Origin of the sequence: Flagellimonas pacifica (genome assembly GCF_900215465.1) — a bacterium.
In the GTDB taxonomy this organism is placed as follows: Bacteria; Bacteroidota; Bacteroidia; order Flavobacteriales; family Flavobacteriaceae; genus Flagellimonas; species Flagellimonas pacifica.
Genome location: NZ_OBEH01000002.1, coordinates 73,736 through 92,340, shown reverse-complemented (window position 1 = coordinate 92,340; position 18,605 = coordinate 73,736). Strand labels below are relative to the sequence as shown.

Sequence of the window (18,605 nt, the reverse complement as noted above, 5' to 3'; positions counted from 1 at the left end):
GTTTTTAAGCTCCTATGGTTGAAGGCGCTCTATTTTCCAATTGTAATCCTTCTGGAGGGTATACCGGATTCTATCATGAAGTCGATTGGGTCTACCTTGCCAAAATTCCAAAGAAATTGGCCTTACCAAATAACCTCCCCAATGTGCTGGCCTTTCAATTTCTTTTCCTTCAAGTTCTTTTTCTAATGCCATCAGCTTCGCTTGCAACACTTCCCTAGATTCAATAACCTCACTTTGGTCAGAAACTATGGCCCCCAATTGACTTCCCAAAGGTCGAGACTCAAAATAACCATCTGAAAGGTTTTCAGCAATTTTCTCAGTCTTACCTTTTATGATTATCTGTCGTTCAAGGTTTGGCCAGAAAAAAGATAAGCATACCGATGGATTCTTTTCTAGCGCCTTTCCTTTCTCACTTAAGTAGTTGGTATAGAAAATGAACCCTTCATGGGTATATTTTTTCATCAAAACAACTCTGTTTTTAGGAAATCCATCTAAACCAATGGTAGAAATGGTCATGGCATTGGGTTCATCCAAACCATCAGTGGCCTCCACTTCATAAAACCATTTTTGAAATTGCTCCAATGGGTTTTCTTTAATGGCATCCTCCGTCAACGCACTTTTTTCATATGATTTGCGATAATTGCTCAGATCCTTTTGCATAGTTCTACTGTCTAATCTTCTTCAAATTTCAGCAAAAGAATGGAGATTAAAAAGATTGCTGGCCTTTTGTTTTAATAGTGGTCAGGTCGAGCGCAATCGAGACCCAGAAAAACCTCTCGACTGCACTCGAGGAGACATATTCTTCAATTTCATGGTATCGAAGGGAATTTTAAACTTTATATCTCAAAAGATTTTCCATCATCGGCCAATTCCACGTTTGAGAAGACCTGTAGTGCCTCTTCCCTAAAAAGGTCAATAGATTTGTACCGCGTGGAATAATGCCCTAAAATAAGGCTACCTACATCAGCTTTTTGAGCAATCAGTGCTGCTTGTTTGGCCGTAGAGTGTTTTGTTTTTTCACCCAAATTGGATTCTGTTTCCAGAAAGGTCGATTCATGATAAAGTGTATCTACATTTTTTATGAGCGGTAAAATGTCCTCATTGTATACAGTGTCACTGCAAAAAGCATAGCTTTTAGGGTCTGGCGGATCTATTGTTAAACTTGCATTGGGAACAACGGTACCACTTTCCAGGATTCCATCAGCTCCATTTTTTATATTGTTATATTGACTCCTATCAATTTTATGTTCTGCAACTGCCTCAATATCCAATTTTCTTGGCGATGGCTTTTCTTGGAACAAGAAACCGTTAGTGTATATTCTATGTTTTAAGGGAATAGTATGAACACTTACCTGTTCGTCCTCAAATATTAGTTCAGATTCCTTGGATTTCAATTCATGAAAAATCAACGGAAAATTGGTCCATGAGTCTCCTAGTTTTAGGAACAATGTTATTGCCTCTTTGATTCCTTTTGGGCCATAAATATGCATTTCAGTTTCCCTTCCCAAAAGCCTAAAAGTGGAAATTAGCCCCGGTAATCCAAAAAAATGGTCTCCGTGCAAGTGTGAAATAAAAATGTGCTTGATTCTGGAAAACTTAATCTTATTCTTTCTAAGTTGCACTTGGGTGCCTTCTCCGCAGTCTATCAAAAAAAGATGATTGCGAATCTCCAAAACCTGTGAAGTAGGATTTGTAAATGTTCTGGGGGTAGCTGAATAACAACCGAGAATGGTTAATTTCATTTAGAATGGGTGAAGAGTTGATGGTTTATGGGGTAGACGCTCCTAAACCCATTCATTTTCAATTTTCCATTTAACATTTTTCTTTGCATATTAAATTCCCAAATCCCGCTCAATTTCCTCCATTTCTATAATATCCTTTGCTTCTTGAATGGTAGGAACCACACTGATTTCATCTGGTATTTCATCATAAGAAACCTTATTGGTGACCAGAACAAAAGACTTATTGGAAGTTTTATGCGTGTTTGAAATCTGCAAAAACTCCAAAACATCACCAGCTGTAAGTTTGCTAAATGAAAAAAGGTTTACAATAATATTGTCGTGTTTTAACTTGGGGTATGCTTTGTTTAAATTTTCCAAGAAGGTGGCAAGTGAAATCTTTTCTTGGAAAACAATGGTTGTTGTTCCTTTTTTGTCGAAAATCATTTTACTTAATTTTTGATGCCAATAAATAAATTACCGCCATGCGGATCGCGACTCCATTTTCAACTTGTTCCAAAATTATGGATTGATTGGAGTCTGCTACGTCACTTGTAATCTCCACCCCCCTATTTATAGGTCCAGGGTGCATGATCACAATCTGCTTGTCCAAACTGTTCAATAATTGTTTGTTTACACCAAACTGCTGGGTATATTCTCGTGTTGTTGGAAAGTAACTGATGTCCATACGCTCGTTCTGTACTCGGAGCATATTGGCCACGTCACACCATTCCAACGCCTTTTTAAGGTTGGTTTCTACTTGAACTCCTAAAGATTCAATATGTTTGGGAATCAATGTCTTGGGACCACATACTTTTACATTGGCCCCTTGCAGTTTTAAGGCAAAAATATTGGATAAGGCAACTCTGGAATGTAGGATATCGCCAACAATTACCACATTTTTACCTCCCACATCACCTAATTTTTCGCGGATGGAATACGAATCCAGCAAGGCTTGTGTAGGGTGTTCATGAGCCCCATCTCCTGCATTTATTATTGAAGCCTTAACGTGTTTTGAAAGAAAAATGCCCGCTCCAGGGTTGGGATGTCTCATCACCACCATATCCACTTTCATGGAAAGGATGTTGTTTACAGTGTCAATTAGTGTTTCTCCCTTTTTTACAGAGGATTGCGAGGCCGAAAAATTAATGACATCCGCTGAGAGTCTTTTTTCTGCAAGCTCAAAAGAGAGTTTGGTACGGGTACTGTTTTCAAAAAAGATATTCGCTATTGTTATATCCCTTAGTGAGGGAACCTTTTTTATAGAACGATTGATTACTTCCTTAAAATGATCTGCAGTTTCAAAAATGAGCTCTATATCTTTTTTGTTCAGATACTTTATTCCCAGTAAGTGGTTTACACTTAATTCGCTCATTATATTCTATTTGCTTACTAAATACACAATATCCTTACCGTCATTCTCTTCCCACATCACCTTCACTTTTTCTTCGTTAATAGCATCTACCTGTCTACCCCGGTAATTGGGTTGAATGGGCAAATGCCTACTAAATCTTCTATCTATCAGGGTCAACAACTCAATATCCGATGGTCTGCCGAAAGATTGAATAGCTGTCAGTGCAGCACGTATACTTCTTCCGGTGTAAAGCACATCATCAACAAATACTACATTTTTGTCATCAACCAGAAAATCTATTTTGGTGGTATTGGCCTCTAAGGTTTTTTCGCCTCTTCTGAAATCGTCCCTATAAAAAGTGATATCTAAAAAGCCCAGTTTTATGTCCTTTACCTTGTATTCTTCCCTTAAAATCTTGGTCAACCGTTCTGCCAAAAAAATGCCCCTGGGTTGAATCCCTATTATAACAGTATTACTAAAATCAAGATGATTTTCTAAAAGTTGGCAAGCCAAACGGTGCAGTATGATGTTTATTTCTTTTGAGGAGAGTAATACTTTTTGACTCATTTGCTATTTGACCGACTCAGTTGTATGCAAAAGTACACAATTCTTTAAAAAGGTCAGTGCAATAAAAAAGCCCCGACTGTTACCAGCGGGGCTCTCTTTGTATTTAAGAATCTGATTACTTCTTCTTGGAATCAGCTTCCATTTTATCCTTCAATGCTTGTAATTGAGAGTTAGCATCACCAAGAGTGGTTTTAGCCTCATCTGCTGAAGCCGCAGCTTTTCTCTTAGCTGTGCTAATGTTGCGTTCTTCTTGCTCTCTAAAGATAGCGGTATGGCTAGCCACAACACGCTTGAAATCTTTATTGAACTCAATGATCTTGAATTCTACTTCTTCACCTTTAGTTAGCTTCTTACCATCTTCTTTTTCCATATGACGTGAAGGAACAAATCCTACAATATCATCATTGAAGTTAACGGTAGCTCCCTTATCAACAACTTCTGCAATGGCTGCTTTGTGAACTGTACCTTCGGCAAACTCCTCAGAGTATTTATCCCAAGGGTTCTCAGTGGTTTGCTTGTGTCCAAGACTCAACTTACGTCCTTCAACATCCAATTCCAATACTTCAACCTCCAAGGTATCGCCTACGGCAACAAACTCAGATGGGTGCTTGATTTTCTTGGTCCATGAAAGGTCAGAGATGTAAATCAATCCATCAATTCCTTCTTCCATTTCTACAAACACACCAAAGTTGGTAAAGTTTCTAACAATTCCTTTATGTCTAGAACCTACAGGATATTTAGAAGTAATATCTGTCCATGGGTCTGGCGTCAATTGCTTGATACCCAAGGACATTTTGCGATCTTCTCTATCCAAAGTTAATACAACTGCTTCAACTTCATCACCAACACTTACAAAATCTTGTGCTGATCTTAAGTGCGTAGACCATGACATTTCAGAAACGTGAATTAATCCCTCAACACCTTCAGCAACTTCAATAAAGGCGCCGTAATCAGCAATAACAACTACTTTACCTTTTACTTTATCACCAATCTTGATCTCATCGCCCAAAGCATCCCATGGATGTTTCTCCAATTGTTTAAGACCTAATTGAATTCTTGACTTGTTATCATCAAAGTCAAGGATTACCACGTTTAATTTCTGGTCTAGCTCAACAACTTCGTTCGGGTGGTTGATTCTACTCCATGAAAGGTCTGTAATGTGAATCAATCCGTCAACACCACCAAGGTCAATGAACACACCATAAGAAGTAACGTTCTTCACGATACCTTCCAATACTTGTCCTTTTTCCAACTGGCCAATGATCTCCTTCTTCTGCTCTTCAATATCAGCTTCAATAAGGGCCTTATGGGAAACAACTACGTTCTTGAATTCATGGTTAATCTTAACCACTTTGAATTCCATGGTCTTACCAACATACTGATCGTAGTCACGGATAGGTTTTACATCGATTTGTGAACCTGGCAAGAAAGCTTCTATACCAAATACATCTACGATCATACCACCTTTGGTTCTGCATTTTACAAAACCTTGAACAATCTCTTCTTTGTCATGGGCAGCATTAACTCTGTCCCAAGCCATGATTGTTCTTGCTTTTCTGTGCGACAATACCAATTGACCGGTTTTGTCTTCACGGATATCGATAAGTACCTCAACTTTATCACCAACCTTAAGGTCAGGATTGTAACGGAACTCGTTCAAAGAGATAACCCCTTCAGATTTTGCATTGATGTCGATGATCGCCTCACGGTCTGTCATGTGAACTACTGTTCCTTCAACAACCTCTTCATCGGCAGTGTCCACAAAATTTTCCTCAACAAGTTTCTCAAACTCGTTTAACTTGCTGTCCTCTACTTTTTCAATACCCTCTTCGTACTTGTCCCAGTCAAAATTTTCCAAAAACTCTTGGGGATCTTGTTGGGTCTGTACTTCTTCTTTAACTTCTACTGTTGCTGTAGTTTCTTCTACCTCAACGTTTGCTTTTTCTTCAGCCATCTGCTGATTTAAATTTGTATTCCACAGTTTTACAAGAGTTAAACAATTCCTGTGGAAGTTGTTATTGATGATTTTCTTTCCCTTTTCCTCTTGTTGCTTTGTCAAAAAGGAGTGCAAAAATACAATTAATTACTTGTTTTACAAACCCTTATTTGATTCTTGCCCCACTGTTTTAAGAATTAATCAAAATTTAAGGTGAAATGTGACTTTTATGCATATCTTGTTTCTAAATATTAACCATTAAATACATTTAGATTATTATGAGCGCAAAGGCAAAATACCAAGCAGTGTTAGATTTAGGACAACAATTGGCCATTAAAAATGGCGATGTTTCTGAAGAAGGAGGAGTCCTAAAGATAAAAGGTGAAGCAAATACCCCATACGAGAAGAACGTTATTTGGGACAAAATCAAGGAAATTGGAGGGCAGAGTCCAAGTGATATTAAAGCCAATATTTCAGTTTCTGATGATTCTGTTTATCACAGACATACAGTAAAAAGTGGTGAATCTCTAAGCAAAATAGCCAAGCACTATTACGGAGATGCCATGAAATACAACAAAATCTTTGATGCGAACACCAACATCTTAAAGAATCCGGATGTAATTCATCCTGATCAAGTTTTGGTTATTCCGAATATCTAGGAAATAGCATAGCTATCCACTAAAAATAGCTTCTATTAATACAGAAAAGGGGGTTGGCTTTATAAAAAGTTAAACCCCTTTTTCTTTACGGTATTAAAGACTAATTTAAACACCCAATCGATATTTCGTTCATCTAGTAAATCAACAATATGAGGCAGCTTAATTTTAGGAAACCATTCATAACCATATTTCATAACAACACCTTTTCTGCCATCATATGTCTACTGCTATTTTCTTTGTATTTAAATAATATTAGTGCACAATCCAAACCTTCCATGGTTGAAGGGGTTGCCGTGGAAATAGGTTCCATTTCGCCTGGTGATACCGACTTTTCAGATTTAATGGCGTTAAAAAATATAATTGGTGATACCAGAATCGTACTCTTGGGAGAACAATCACATGGAGGGGGTTCCACATATTCAGCCAAGGTTAGATTAATCAAATTTCTTCATCAAGAAATGGGGTTTGAAGTCATGGCCTTTGAAAGCGGAATGTATGATTGTGCCAAAATATGGCAGAACATGGTAGACGGTAAAAAAATGAAGGACGAAGTTCTGAACAGTATGTTTTATATGTATGCAACAAGTACCGAGGTAAAGCCATTGTTCAATTATATGGATGATCAGATGCAGGGTTCGAAACCATTGTTGTTCTGCGGAATGGATAGCCAGCATACAGGAGAAAAATCAAAACAATATCTTGTTGCTGACTTGAAGACGTTCTTGGATAAAAACGGATCAGAAATTCAGAATCAGGAATCATGGAAAGTCTTTGAAAGAAAAGTTGCTGACATCATCGGCATGAACAGAGCTGTAACCGATGAAGATAAAGCAGACTTTTATATTGTCGTAAACAATCTCAAATCTGAGTTAAGCACTCTTAAATCAAATGAGGCAACTTTTTTAAACAATTCAGGTTTCTGGAAGGAAATCATACATAGTCTGGAATCGCAAGCAAAAAGATACTGGGGAGATATTGAGGATATGGATAGAGACCGGCAAATGGCAAGTAATATGAGCTGGTTGCTCAATAATACACATAAAGATAAAAAGGTAATTATCTGGGCACACAACTTTCATATAGCAAGAGGTCTAGACCCTATATTACCTATGGGACATTTTCTTAAAAAAGAATTCGGAGATCAAATGTATGCCATTGGGTTTACAGGTTACGATGGTGAGTTTATCAATTTTGTGAATGATAAGAAGGTATCAATAGCCAAACCATCCAAGTCAAGTATTGAGCAGTCAATCAAAAAAACAGGTTGGCCCTATGCCATGATTGACTTTAGACACTTAGCTGAAAACTCGGCATTAAAACAAAAGCAAAAAGGAAGGTTGTTTAATTTTAATCAGCACTCTTTTGTGTTGCCCGAGGTTTTTGATGGTCTTTTTTATATTGAGACCACCACTCCTACAGTACGGGAATAGTCAAAAAGTCCTATTTACTCTTGGATCACCCTTAACGAGCATTCATAAATACGCTCAAACTGCTCTTCCAATCCCATATTGCTGTTATCAAATAGTAATACCCTCAAATATTTTTTAACTGGGATGCAATTACATCCCTTCCGCCCTCCAACCTTTGGTTGGAGTCCACCTTCCCTTGCCAAGGGAAGTAGCAATACTAAAACTTTATAAAATTGGCTAACTCCCCAGATTTATGAATCCATATCCCACATCTGTCAATTTTGGTTAGATTCTTAAATCAAAATTCTCGAACTTCATTTACCTGTGCTGTACTTGATTCTGTATCGGGTGATATAGCTCATTTAAACGAACCATATCTTAAACGTTGTGTCTAAGCTAAGAGAAAATGAAAAAATCGAACTCATTTAAGTTTAAAAAGTTTGATTTAAAAAGAATGGCAATGAATATTGATGCCTTTTCTTATAAAAACATATTTATTAAACTTGCTTATGTTCAAAAAATCAAAGGGTTCCCTACAGTTGATGTTTTTGAAAATACTCAAAAGGCACAGGAGAACGAGTGGGCAATTTATGGGCCAGATTATGATGAAAGCTACAGAGTTTCATTTCAAAATTTAAATGAAATAAAAGAAGTAAAAATAAGGGATGTCATATATGAACTAAAATTTGGAAAGCATGAAAACGAAAAATACGATTATTCCAAAAAATCTGAAGTCATTGACGTATATCAGTTTGCAATTCGAAAAAAGCAAATGAACTGAATATTTGTATTGGGCATATGATAATGTCTAATGCCTTTTTTGCGTGTCAATAACTCTCAGGGTAAAATCATGGATTCGTTTAAACTGTTCTTCCAACCTTTTGGCAGCAATCCACTTTCCATGTTACCCTGAGCGCAGTTGAAGGGAAGGAATTCAAAACTCATTTATTACTGCATTAGTCAATTCATAGCGCTCATCCATCAATTTGCATTGGATTTTTACCTGAAATTTCCCAAACTACATTTAGCAGGTCATTGTAGCCAATTTAAAAGAGTTCACACAATGGTATTTATTGAAGGGTACATGTTCTTTAAAGCATTTTAGTGAAAAAAGTTGATTTTTGACAATAATAAATCTACTTTACTTAAAGTTTACTAAATGCTAACAACAGGTCTCATACTTATTCTTGCATCTCTTGGTTTGGCCCAGGGGCTTTTTTTGAGTCTCTACCTATTTACACTTAAAACAGGGAATAGAAATGCTCATTTTTTTCTTGGTCTTTTCTTGTTAGGCTTAACCATTAGAGTAGGTAAATCTGTATTGAACTATTATGTTCCATTAGAAAATTGGCAAAACAATATTGGTATTTCAGGAATTTTGTTTGCATCGCCATCATTATGGTTTTATGGCAAAGCACTTTTTGATAAAAATAGTTCGCTCTCAGGAAAAGATTACCTTCATTATATACCCTTTATTTTATTCCTCTTTTTAATTCCCTTTGTACCAAGAAAAGGCAGTTTTGAGTCTTTGTGGAACTACGGTATAGTAGTCTTTCATCTCCTATCTTATCTAATTCTATCATGGTCAAATCTTCGCAAAAACAAAAACATTGTTTCCAAAAGTATTATGGCCTGGTATCGTAATATTCTAATTGGCGCTTCGCTAATTTGGCTTCACTATGTGGGCAATCTTTTTGATTTTGAAATGTATTACATAAGAGGTCCTATTTTTTATTCGCTCTTAATTTATGCATTTAGCTATCTCTTCTTAAACCGACATAAATTTAACTTACAGAAGTATAGCAGCTCTAATTTAGATAAAGAAAGTTCTGCAAAATTGTTTCAAAGAGTCAAGGAGCTTTTCAATTCCGAAGAGATTTATTTAGATGATAATTTAACGCTGAACACCGTTTCTGAAAAATTAAATGTAAAATCAAGAGAAATATCGCAAGCCATTAATGAAAATGTGCAACAAAATTTTTATGATTTTGTTAATCAATATCGTATTGAAAAAGCTCAATTTTTGCTGAGAGATTGCCATTATAAGAAAGCAAAAATTGCCACTATTGCATATGATTCTGGATTTGGGAATGTTACATCTTTCAATCTTGCCTTTAAGAAGAAAACCGGGGTAACCCCTTCAGCTTTTAGAAAAGGATAAAAGACCATTTTTCGTTATAGGAAACGTGTTTTTTAAAGTATTTTATTGAGGTATTACTGAATATTGAAGAACAAAACGTATTCAGTATGAATAGAAAAAAATTTATATACGGTTCCCTTTTAGGGGTGGGAACAGCATTTGCAGTACCTTCATATCTTCTTTCAAAATCAAAAAAAGAGCAATCCAGCCCAACTAAAATTGAACCTAACCAGTTAGATGAAAAACTGATAAAAGATTTTGTAATTGCTGGTCATTCAAAATTAGAATTGGTAAAAGAGATGCTAAACGAGCATCCAAATTTAATTTATACTTCTTACGATTGGGGAAATGGTGATTACGAAGAAGCAATTGAAGGTGCGGCTCATTTAGGTAACAAGGAAATTGTAAACTATTTTATAACCCAAGGCGCTAGACCCAATCTTTTTGCATTAACAATGTTGGGCAAAACCAATTTAGTAAAACCTGCTATTGAAACCTATCCAGAACTGCTTTTTGCAAAAGGAGCACATGGTCTTACATTACTTCATCATGCACAGGTTGGAGAATCTAAAGAACTTGAAAATTACTTTATACAAAAGGGTTTAACAAAGCGAATATTAAAAATCAGATAAAATAACTATGAGAAAAATTTTAATTCCCTTTATGCTATTAATATTTATTCAATGTTCGAGTGATACTAAATTGTCTAAAAAAGAACGAGATTTTGCTATTGGAGAGCTAAATAAATCAAAAGACAATTTATTGAGTACCATAGATAGCTTGAGTATTGAGCAATTAAACTTTAAAATTAATGAAACATCTTGGTCTGTTGCAGAATGTACAGAGCATGTCACCATTTTTGTCGATAAGGTATTTGAAATATTGGAAGAATCTCTTGAGCTTCCCTCAAACCCTGAACGGCGCAAAGATGTGAAATTTTCAGATAAAGAATTGATTGCGTTCGTACAAGACAGAGCAAATAAAACTAAAACGGAAGAAGATTTCGAACCCAATAACACTTTTGGCAGTCACACTAAAACTGTTAACACTTATAAAGTGAAACTAGAAAAACATATTGACTATCTAAAAAAAACAAAAGATGATTTAAGAAATCACTATGTGAATTTTGGAACCATTGATACATATCAACTTTTCTTGTATATGGCTGCTCATACTAACCGCCATATAGAGCAAATTAAAGAAATTAAAAACGATATAAATTTTCCTAAAAACTAAAACATAATCATATGAAAAACATAACAATCTTAGGTTTAATAATCTTTTTCTTCATCGCTTGTAAAGACAACTCAAAAACCAGCAATGCTAAAGATGCTCAACAAAATTATTCAAACTTAACACCATTAGCAGTGGTAACTAAAAGAATGAATTATTTTAATGAGCATAATTATGACGAATTTATAAAGCTCTATAACACCAATGTAGAAGTTTATACCTATCCAGATAAGTTAATGGGAACTGGTTCCGATAGATTAGGTTCTATATTTAAAAAAGACTTCGAAAACAAAGCTGTTGCTGTTAAGGTTGTAAATCAAATGGATAATGGACCTTACGTTATTAACCATGAAATTGTAACCACAGATGGAAAAGAACAAAAATACATTTCAATCTATAAAGTTGAAAAAGGACTTATTAGCACCGTAAGTTTTGTACGGGGGTTTTAAGAAAAGGTAAATATTAGTTTAGTAAAACTAGTTACAATAACGCCTCTAGTTTATTGTGGTGGAATTTCCTGTTGGAAATCCTTATTCCGCAACAAAACCATAACCCAATCGATAAATGCATTCCAAAAAAATGTTTTTAGACGCTTGGCATCGAACTTATATCCCTCAACCGCATTACCCTTGCTTTTCAATAACCCTTAAAGCAAAATCATGGATTCGTTCAAACTGCTCTTCCAGTCCCATATCGCTATTGTCAAATTTAATGGCATCCTCAGCTTTTTTCAATGGAGAAATTTCTCGTGTAGAGTCAATAAAATCACGCTTTTGTACATTTTCCAGAATTTCTTCAAAGGAAACATCCTCTCCCCTATCCAACAATTCTTTGTAACGCCGGGTTGCACGGGCATTGGCAGAGGCAGTCATGAATATTTTTAATTCGGCATCAGGAAAAACTACAGTGCCAATATCCCTTCCATCCATTACCAAACCTTTTTCCTTACCCATCTGCTGTTGCATTTCCACTAATTTGTGACGTACTTCTGGAATAGTGGCGACTTTGCTCACCTCTCGAGAAACTTTCATGGTTCTTATTTCCCCTTCTACGTTTTTACCATTCAAATACATTTCGGAAAAACCCAATTCTTTATTCGGAACAAAATTTAGGTTGATGTTGGGCAAATTTTCAATTAAACCTGGAATATTATCAGTATCCCCAATGCAACTATTTTCAATGGCAAATAGAGTTACAGCTCTATACATGGCCCCGGTATCTACATAAATATAATTGAGCTCGGCTGCCAATTTTTTAGCTACCGTACTTTTACCTGTTGATGAGTATCCATCTATGGCTATGGTGATTTTTTCCATGAGCTAAAAATACCCAGAAAATAGATTTAACCTTAATCTATATTGAAAAATTAAAGCTTCTTTGCATTTTTCACCTTAGTATTTGTAACCGCAATGTCAATAACTTCGCTCATATCGGTCACGTAATGAAAAGTAAGTCCTTTTAAATAATCTTCTTTGATTTCTTCAATGTCTTTTCTGTTGTCCTCACACAAGATAATTTCTTTGATTCGCGCTCTTTTTGCTGCCAAAATCTTTTCTTTGATGCCTCCCACAGGCAATACCTTACCTCTAAGGGTAATCTCACCCGTCATGGCCAAGCTTTTCTTCACTTTACGTTGCGTAAACAATGAAACCAAGGAAGTTAACATGGTTACCCCGGCACTTGGGCCATCTTTGGGAGTGGCCCCCTCAGGAACATGTATATGTACGTTATACTTGTCAAAGACATCCGGGTTAATTCCAAATGTATCGGCATTGGACTTGATGTATTCCATAGCAATCGTTGCCGACTCCTTCATTACTTTACCAAGGTTTCCGGTAATGTTCAAAGCGCCCTTTCCTTTGGAAAGTATGGATTCTATAAAGAGAATATCACCACCTACGCTAGTCCAAGCTAAACCGGTAACTACCCCTGCGACATCATTGTTCTCATATTTATCTCGCTCTAAACGTGCAGGCCCCAGAATCTTCTCAACATCATCGTTGGTAACTTTAATATTGTATTCTTCCTCTATGGCAATAGATTTTGCAGCGTAACGTACCATTTTGGCCAATTGCTTTTCCAAACTACGTACTCCAGATTCACGGGTATAGCCTTCCACAATTTTTTCCAATTGGGGTTTTCCAATCTTCAAATCTTTGTTGGAAAGTCCGTGCTCTTTTAATTGTTTGGGCAATAGGTGTTTTTTGGCAATTTCCACCTTTTCTTCAATGGTATAGCCCGTTACATTAATGATTTCCATACGATCGCGCAATGCAGGCTGAATGGTTCCCAAATTGTTCGCCGTTGCAATAAACATGACTTTGGAAAGGTCATAGCCCATTTCCAAGAAGTTATCATAAAACTCGCTGTTCTGCTCTGGATCTAAAACCTCCAACATAGCTGATGAAGGATCCCCCTGGTGACTACTTGCAAGCTTATCTATTTCATCCAAAATAAAAACAGGGTTGGAAGTACCTGCTTTTTTTATACTCTGAATTATTCTTCCGGGCATGGCACCAATATACGTTTTACGGTGTCCCCTAATCTCTGCCTCATCACGAAGACCACCTAAAGACATACGCACATATTCCCTTCCCAAAGCTTCAGCTACTGATTTACCCAAAGAAGTTTTACCAACTCCAGGAGGGCCATAAAGACATAGAATTGGTGATTTCATATCGTTACGGAGCTTCAACACTGCCAAATACTCAATAATTCTTCTTTTTACATCTTCAAGGCCATAGTGGTCCCTATCCAAAATTTGCTGAGCCTTTTTTAAGTCAAACTTGTCCTTCGAGAATTCATCCCAAGGCAAGTCCAAAAATAAATCCAAGTAATTACGTTGAATGGAATACTCGGCAACTTGAGGATTCATGCGTTGCATTTTGGACAATTCCTTTTCAAAATGTTCCTTGACCTTTTTGCTCCATTTTTTCTCTTTGGCCTTTACACGCATCTCATCCACCTCTTCCTCATATGAAACCCCACCCAATTCTTCTTGAATGGTTTTCATTTGTTGATGCAAGAAATACTCCCGTTGCTGTTGGTCCATATCGTTACGCACCTTGGACTGAATATCATTCTTCAATTCGAGCTTTTGAAGTTCTTGATTCATGTACTTCAAGGTTGTCAATGCCCGTTCCTGTAAATTTGGAATCTCTAAAAGCCTTTGTTTTTCTGCAACGCTTAAATTAAGGTTTGAGGAAACAAAATTGATCAAGAATGAGTTACTCTGAATATTTTTTATGGCAAAAGTGGCCTCACTTGGAATATTTGGATTGTCCTTAATAATTTTGAAGGCCAGTTCTTTAATAGAATCTATGATTGCTTCAAATTCCTTACTTGTTTCATCGGGTCGTTCCTCCTTTGCTTCCCTAACGGTTGCGGTGAAATAGGGTTTTTCGGTGACCATTTCGGCTATCTCAAAACGCTTTTTACCTTGAATTATAACCGTGGTGTTCCCATCAGGCATTTGCAGAACCCTTAAAATTCTGGCAACCGTCCCCAATGTATTGATATCTTCTATCCCAGGATTTTCAGTTTCCTCATCTTTTTGTGAAACAACACCAATGGTCTTTGTTCCATTATTGGCATCCTTAATAAGGTTTATAGATTTATCCCTTCCTGCTGTAATTGGAATGACCACACCAGGAAAAAGCACTGTATTACGCAAAGGCAGAACCGGCAAAGTTTCAGGCAGATCCTCCCTGTTCATTTCTTCCTCATCTTCTGGAGTAAGCAATGGTATCAATTCCGCATCCTCATCTAGGCCCTGCATTGAAATATTGTCAAAACTCGAAATTTTTATCTCTCCCATATCTTATCTTTCGGCCATTTTGTCACAAATAACCCATATCGTCAGTTTATTCCAGAACCTAACACCTTTGTAATTCCTTCAAACTAAGTAATACCATGGCATTTAGGTTCTTTTTCATCTCTATAAAGGCAATTCTTGTGCCATTAAAAATTAAAATTTCAGAAAAAGTGTAACAATTGATAAATTCATCAATCTATAAGACAAACCATTCATTTTTTGAGCCACCAAAATGAACATACTGATGCACTGCTTCAATCGTGCCTAAAAGGAAAACAAAGTGCACAATTGGAAATTTACAATCGCTATTACAAAGCTATGTACAATACAGCTTTTAGGATTGTAAAAGACTCGGCTGAAGCTGAAGATGTAATGCAGGAATCGTTTTTGAACGCGTTTACGAAACTGCACACATTTAAGGGGGATGTCGCCTTTGGGGCCTGGTTAAAGCGAATTGTGATCAACAACAGTATTTATCATTACAAAAAACAGCAAAAAACAAGAGCTGTGGATTTGGATGAAGTAATGTACAGGGTCGAAGATAATGATGAAGTTGCTTTGAATCACGATGGTTATACTGAACTGAAGGCTCAAAAAGTGATGGAAACCATGAAAAGTTTAAAAGACAATTACAGAGTTTCTTTGACCTTACATTTAGTTGAAGGGTACGATTACGAAGAAATCAGTGATATCATGAACATTAGCTACGCAAATTGTAGAACAACGATTTCTAGAGCTAAAGAAAGTCTGAGGAAAAAATTGACTGTAAATGCAGGGATATGAAGAAAGATAACTTAAATCAGCTGTTTGAAAGGCTTCAAGGTGATTTTGACCATGAAGAACCAAGAGGGGGGCACCAAGATCGGTTTTTAGAAAAACTGAACAAAGCAAACGGAGTGGTTACGCTTCAAAAGAAAAAGACAAACTGGTGGAAACCTTTGTCCATTGCAGCTTCTGTGGTCATTGTTTGTTTACTTGGGCTACAAGTGTTCAACACTGAACCAAGTATTAAGGAGCAGGTGGTCGAAATTTCGCCAGAAGTATCACAAACTGAATTCTATTTTGCTAGTCTTATTGAGGAACAAATTCAATTGCTCAAGGATGAAAAATCACCTGAAACGGCCAAACTGGTAGATGACACTTTATTACAACTGGACAAATTGGAAATAAACTACCAAAACTTGGAAAAAGAACTGATAAATGGTGGGGATAGTAAAATTATCCTTAATGCCATGATCACCAATTTCCAAACAAGAATAGATTTATTAAAAGAGGTATTGACCAATATTGAAAACATTAAGAATTTAAAATCATACAATGATGAAAACTTTACTATATAAATATGTCTTTTTGGCACTAACCCTGCTTCCCATGGCCCTAAGTGCCAATACGGGGAAAATGGGCGGAAAATACACCAAAGAAAAGACCATAAAAAAAGAGTTCAACGTAAACTCCGATGCGCTCTTTAAAGTAAAAAACAGCTATGGCAACCTTAATATTACCTCTTGGAATGAAGACAGGGTAGTTATTGAAGTACACATAAAGACCAACGGCAATAACGAGGAGAAAGTTCAAGATAGATTGAACGAAATAGACGTTAGCTTTGAGAATAATGCCAGTATGGTTTCTGCTAGGACTCTTTTTGGAGATCGTGATAGAAATTGGGGCTGGAAATGGGGAAAGCGAAACAATGTAAGTGTACAGGTCAACTATACCATTAAAATTCCTGTAAAAAACAGTGTTCATTTGAGCAATGACTACGGAAACATTTATTTAGACCGTGTTGACGGGCACGCAAAAATTAATTGTGATTACGGAAAAATTGATGTTGGGGAATTAAGGGGCAGGAACAACGAGCTGAGATTTGATTATACCTCCCGGTCAACCTTTGACTATATCAATAGTGGTGAAATCATAGCAGATTATTCAGGATTCACAGTTGAAAAAGCTGGAGACCTTAACGTTAGAGCAGATTATACCAACGCTGTGATAAAAGAAATGGGCAATTTGGATTACTCCAGTGACTATGGCTCCATTCAGGTCGATAACTTAAATAACATAAATGGTAACGGCGACTATATTGGGGTTAAATTGGGAACTGTGCACGGCAATGTCAGTATCACATCAGATTATGGTTCCTTAAAAATCAGTGAAATGGCTCCTGATGCTGGAGATATGAACATTAAAACCGATTACACAGGGGTGAAAATAGGATATAACCCTGGTTACCATTTTGATTTTGAAATTTCTACAGAATATGCAGGTGTAAGTGGAAAAGATGCTTTCGAAATCAATATCAGTAAAGAAAAGTCAAGCGAAAAATATTACAAGGGCTATTATGGCAAAGAAAATTCCGGAAACACGGTATACATCAACAGTGAATATGGAGGAGTTACATTTTATCAGAATTAATCAAAAAACAATACCAAAAACACAATCATGAAAAAATTAATCACATTAGGATTAGCGCTATCAATGGTAGCCATTACAAATGCTCAATGGGGCAAAAGAGTAAAAGGGAACGGAAATGTTGTAACCATAGAAAGATCTGTTGGTGAATATGATGCAGTTGCGTTGGCAGGTTGGTTTGATGTGGAACTGGTTGACGGGAACGAGGGTGAAATTTCCTTAAAGGGAGAATCAAACCTGCTCGAATACATCAAAACAGAGGTAAAGGATGGGAAATTGGTAATCAAGGTTAAAAAAGGAGTAAATCTTAGACCTTCCAACTGGAATTCCGGAATTATGATTACCGTACCTGTAGAACAAATCGATGCTGTAGCTTTGTCCGGATCAGGTGATATTGTGGGCAGAACTACATTGAAGTCAAATAACTTTAGTGCCAGAATGTCCGGTTCAGGTGATATTTCCCTAGCTGTAGATGCACAAAGTGTAAAAGCTGCCCTATCTGGTTCTGGAGACATAAATCTAGAGGGAAAAACCACAGATCTTGACATTCAGGTTTCAGGCTCTGGAGATGTAAAGGCTTATGAGCTAGAAGCAGAGTTTGTCACCGCTCAGGTCTCTGGTTCTGCTGATATAAGGGTTACAGCAAATCAAGCTATAGATGCCCGAGTCTCTGGTTCTGGTGATATCAGTTATCGTGGAAATCCTAAAAAAGTTAATAGTAAATCTTCTGGTTCTGGAGATATATCCAGAGGATAGAACGGAGTTTATCACCAATCAAAAACAAGCTTCCGAGGTATCGGAACCATCAATCAAAAACAGAAAGCCCGAACCTAAAGGTTCGGGCTTTTTATTACCTGATCCATTCGTTGGAGTTTCTTCTATTGTTATAGTCAATCAAATTTGATGGGTAATTAATCCAATCTATATGCTTAATAATTTTACCGGATTCGTTAAAAGTTAGTATCATAACAAAATGCATAGCTTCAAACTTTGTTCCTCCCCAAAGAAATTCCGTATAATAGCCTCGTGTAACAACTTTATTACCTTCAATAATCTGTTCATAAATGACCAGAGCATCAGCAGCTCCTTTTTGAAAATCTGGGTTATTCCAATCGAAAAACTCAGTAAGTTCTTTCTTTCCTATAATTCTATCTGCATTCACTACATCCTCTAGAACAACCTCATCGTCATAAAATGACATGAACTTATCAAAATCTTTCCTTTCCTTAAAAGTATCGTAATACTCTTCAACAGTTTTGGCAATATTCTGTTTCTTGACTCTCTCACATGAAAAAAAAGATGGTAAAATAATCGTTGATAGCAATAAGCATCTAGCTATATAACTTATGTTTTGAAAATTTACCAT

General features: G+C 36.5%; 20 protein-coding genes. 11 read left to right on the top strand and 9 right to left on the bottom strand.

Going from position 1 to position 18,605, the window contains the following annotated elements; genetic code table 11:
* Positions 1-12: 12 nt before the first annotated feature.
* The 6 genes from pdxH to rpsA form a co-directional block, all read right to left on the bottom strand.
* Complete coding sequence (gene pdxH, locus CRO15_RS06160) at positions 13-660, bottom strand: pyridoxamine 5'-phosphate oxidase (RefSeq protein WP_097044946.1); 648 nt, start codon at positions 658-660, stop codon at positions 13-15.
* Positions 661-836: 176 nt separating this feature from the next.
* On the bottom strand, positions 837-1,742 hold the full coding sequence (locus tag CRO15_RS06155) for a ribonuclease Z (RefSeq protein WP_097044945.1): 906 nt from the start codon (positions 1,740-1,742) through the stop codon (positions 837-839).
* Between the two features lie 90 nt (positions 1,743-1,832).
* On the bottom strand, positions 1,833-2,165 hold the full coding sequence (locus tag CRO15_RS06150; protein ID WP_097044944.1) for a ribonuclease Z: 333 nt from the start codon (positions 2,163-2,165) through the stop codon (positions 1,833-1,835).
* Position 2,166: 1 nt separating this feature from the next.
* Complete coding sequence (locus CRO15_RS06145; RefSeq protein ID WP_097044943.1) at positions 2,167-3,093, bottom strand: aspartate carbamoyltransferase catalytic subunit; 927 nt, start codon at positions 3,091-3,093, stop codon at positions 2,167-2,169.
* 6 nt (positions 3,094-3,099) lie between these two features.
* On the bottom strand, positions 3,100-3,639 hold the full coding sequence (gene pyrR, locus CRO15_RS06140) for a bifunctional pyr operon transcriptional regulator/uracil phosphoribosyltransferase PyrR (RefSeq protein WP_097044942.1): 540 nt from the start codon (positions 3,637-3,639) through the stop codon (positions 3,100-3,102).
* A 115-nt stretch (positions 3,640-3,754) separates the two neighbouring features.
* Positions 3,755-5,593: a 30S ribosomal protein S1 gene (gene rpsA / locus CRO15_RS06135; RefSeq protein ID WP_097045595.1), complete on the bottom strand. Its 1,839-nt coding sequence runs from the start codon at positions 5,591-5,593 to the stop codon at positions 3,755-3,757.
* 260 nt (positions 5,594-5,853) lie between these two features.
* On the opposite strand from rpsA, the gene CRO15_RS06130 reads away from it, so the two are divergent.
* The 7 genes from CRO15_RS06130 (at position 5,854) to CRO15_RS06100 (ending at position 11,465) form a co-directional block, all read left to right on the top strand.
* Complete coding sequence (locus CRO15_RS06130; protein ID WP_097044941.1) at positions 5,854-6,234, top strand: LysM peptidoglycan-binding domain-containing protein; 381 nt, start codon at positions 5,854-5,856, stop codon at positions 6,232-6,234.
* 149 nt (positions 6,235-6,383) lie between these two features.
* Entirely contained in the window at positions 6,384-7,664 is a 1,281-nt protein-coding gene (locus CRO15_RS06125) for an erythromycin esterase family protein (protein WP_097044940.1), read from the top strand.
* A gap of 385 nt (positions 7,665-8,049) precedes the next feature.
* A complete protein-coding gene (locus CRO15_RS06120; RefSeq protein ID WP_097044939.1) occupies positions 8,050-8,424 on the top strand; it encodes a hypothetical protein in 375 nt (124 codons plus the stop codon).
* Positions 8,425-8,802: 378 nt separating this feature from the next.
* A complete protein-coding gene (locus CRO15_RS06115; RefSeq protein WP_097044938.1) occupies positions 8,803-9,804 on the top strand; it encodes a helix-turn-helix domain-containing protein in 1,002 nt (333 codons plus the stop codon).
* Between the two features lie 86 nt (positions 9,805-9,890).
* Positions 9,891-10,415, top strand: coding sequence for a hypothetical protein (locus CRO15_RS06110; RefSeq protein ID WP_097044937.1), 525 nt, complete (start codon positions 9,891-9,893; stop codon positions 10,413-10,415).
* Between the two features lie 7 nt (positions 10,416-10,422).
* Positions 10,423-11,019, top strand: coding sequence for a DinB family protein (locus CRO15_RS06105; RefSeq protein ID WP_097044936.1), 597 nt, complete (start codon positions 10,423-10,425; stop codon positions 11,017-11,019).
* A gap of 11 nt (positions 11,020-11,030) precedes the next feature.
* On the top strand, positions 11,031-11,465 hold the full coding sequence (locus CRO15_RS06100) for a hypothetical protein (RefSeq protein WP_097044935.1): 435 nt from the start codon (positions 11,031-11,033) through the stop codon (positions 11,463-11,465).
* A gap of 174 nt (positions 11,466-11,639) precedes the next feature.
* Here the strand turns inward: CRO15_RS06100 and cmk are convergent, their stop codons facing one another.
* Positions 11,640-12,332: a (d)CMP kinase gene (gene cmk / locus CRO15_RS06095; protein WP_097044934.1), complete on the bottom strand. Its 693-nt coding sequence runs from the start codon at positions 12,330-12,332 to the stop codon at positions 11,640-11,642.
* 50 nt (positions 12,333-12,382) lie between these two features.
* The gene (lon, locus tag CRO15_RS06090; protein WP_097044933.1) at positions 12,383-14,833 is read right to left on the bottom strand and encodes an endopeptidase La; all 2,451 of its coding nucleotides are present in this window, start codon (positions 14,831-14,833) and stop codon (positions 12,383-12,385) included.
* 216 nt (positions 14,834-15,049) lie between these two features.
* Between lon and CRO15_RS06085 the strand changes: the two genes are divergently transcribed.
* The 4 genes from CRO15_RS06085 to CRO15_RS06070 are packed head-to-tail and all read left to right on the top strand — an operon-like array spanning position 15,050 to position 17,995.
* Positions 15,050-15,613, top strand: a complete 564-nt coding sequence (locus CRO15_RS06085) for an RNA polymerase sigma factor (protein WP_097044932.1) — start codon at positions 15,050-15,052, stop codon at positions 15,611-15,613.
* On the top strand, positions 15,610-16,170 hold the full coding sequence (locus CRO15_RS06080; RefSeq protein ID WP_097044931.1) for a hypothetical protein: 561 nt from the start codon (positions 15,610-15,612) through the stop codon (positions 16,168-16,170). Before CRO15_RS06085 ends, CRO15_RS06080 begins: the two co-directional genes overlap by 4 nt.
* Entirely contained in the window at positions 16,151-17,242 is a 1,092-nt protein-coding gene (locus CRO15_RS06075; RefSeq protein WP_097044930.1) for a DUF4097 family beta strand repeat-containing protein, read from the top strand. Before CRO15_RS06080 ends, CRO15_RS06075 begins: the two co-directional genes overlap by 20 nt.
* Positions 17,243-17,269: 27 nt before the next feature.
* Positions 17,270-17,995: a head GIN domain-containing protein gene (locus CRO15_RS06070; protein WP_097044929.1), complete on the top strand. Its 726-nt coding sequence runs from the start codon at positions 17,270-17,272 to the stop codon at positions 17,993-17,995.
* A 94-nt stretch (positions 17,996-18,089) separates the two neighbouring features.
* On the opposite strand, the gene CRO15_RS06065 is transcribed toward CRO15_RS06070, so the two are convergent.
* The gene (locus CRO15_RS06065) at positions 18,090-18,605 is read right to left on the bottom strand and encodes a nuclear transport factor 2 family protein (protein ID WP_097044928.1); all 516 of its coding nucleotides are present in this window, start codon (positions 18,603-18,605) and stop codon (positions 18,090-18,092) included.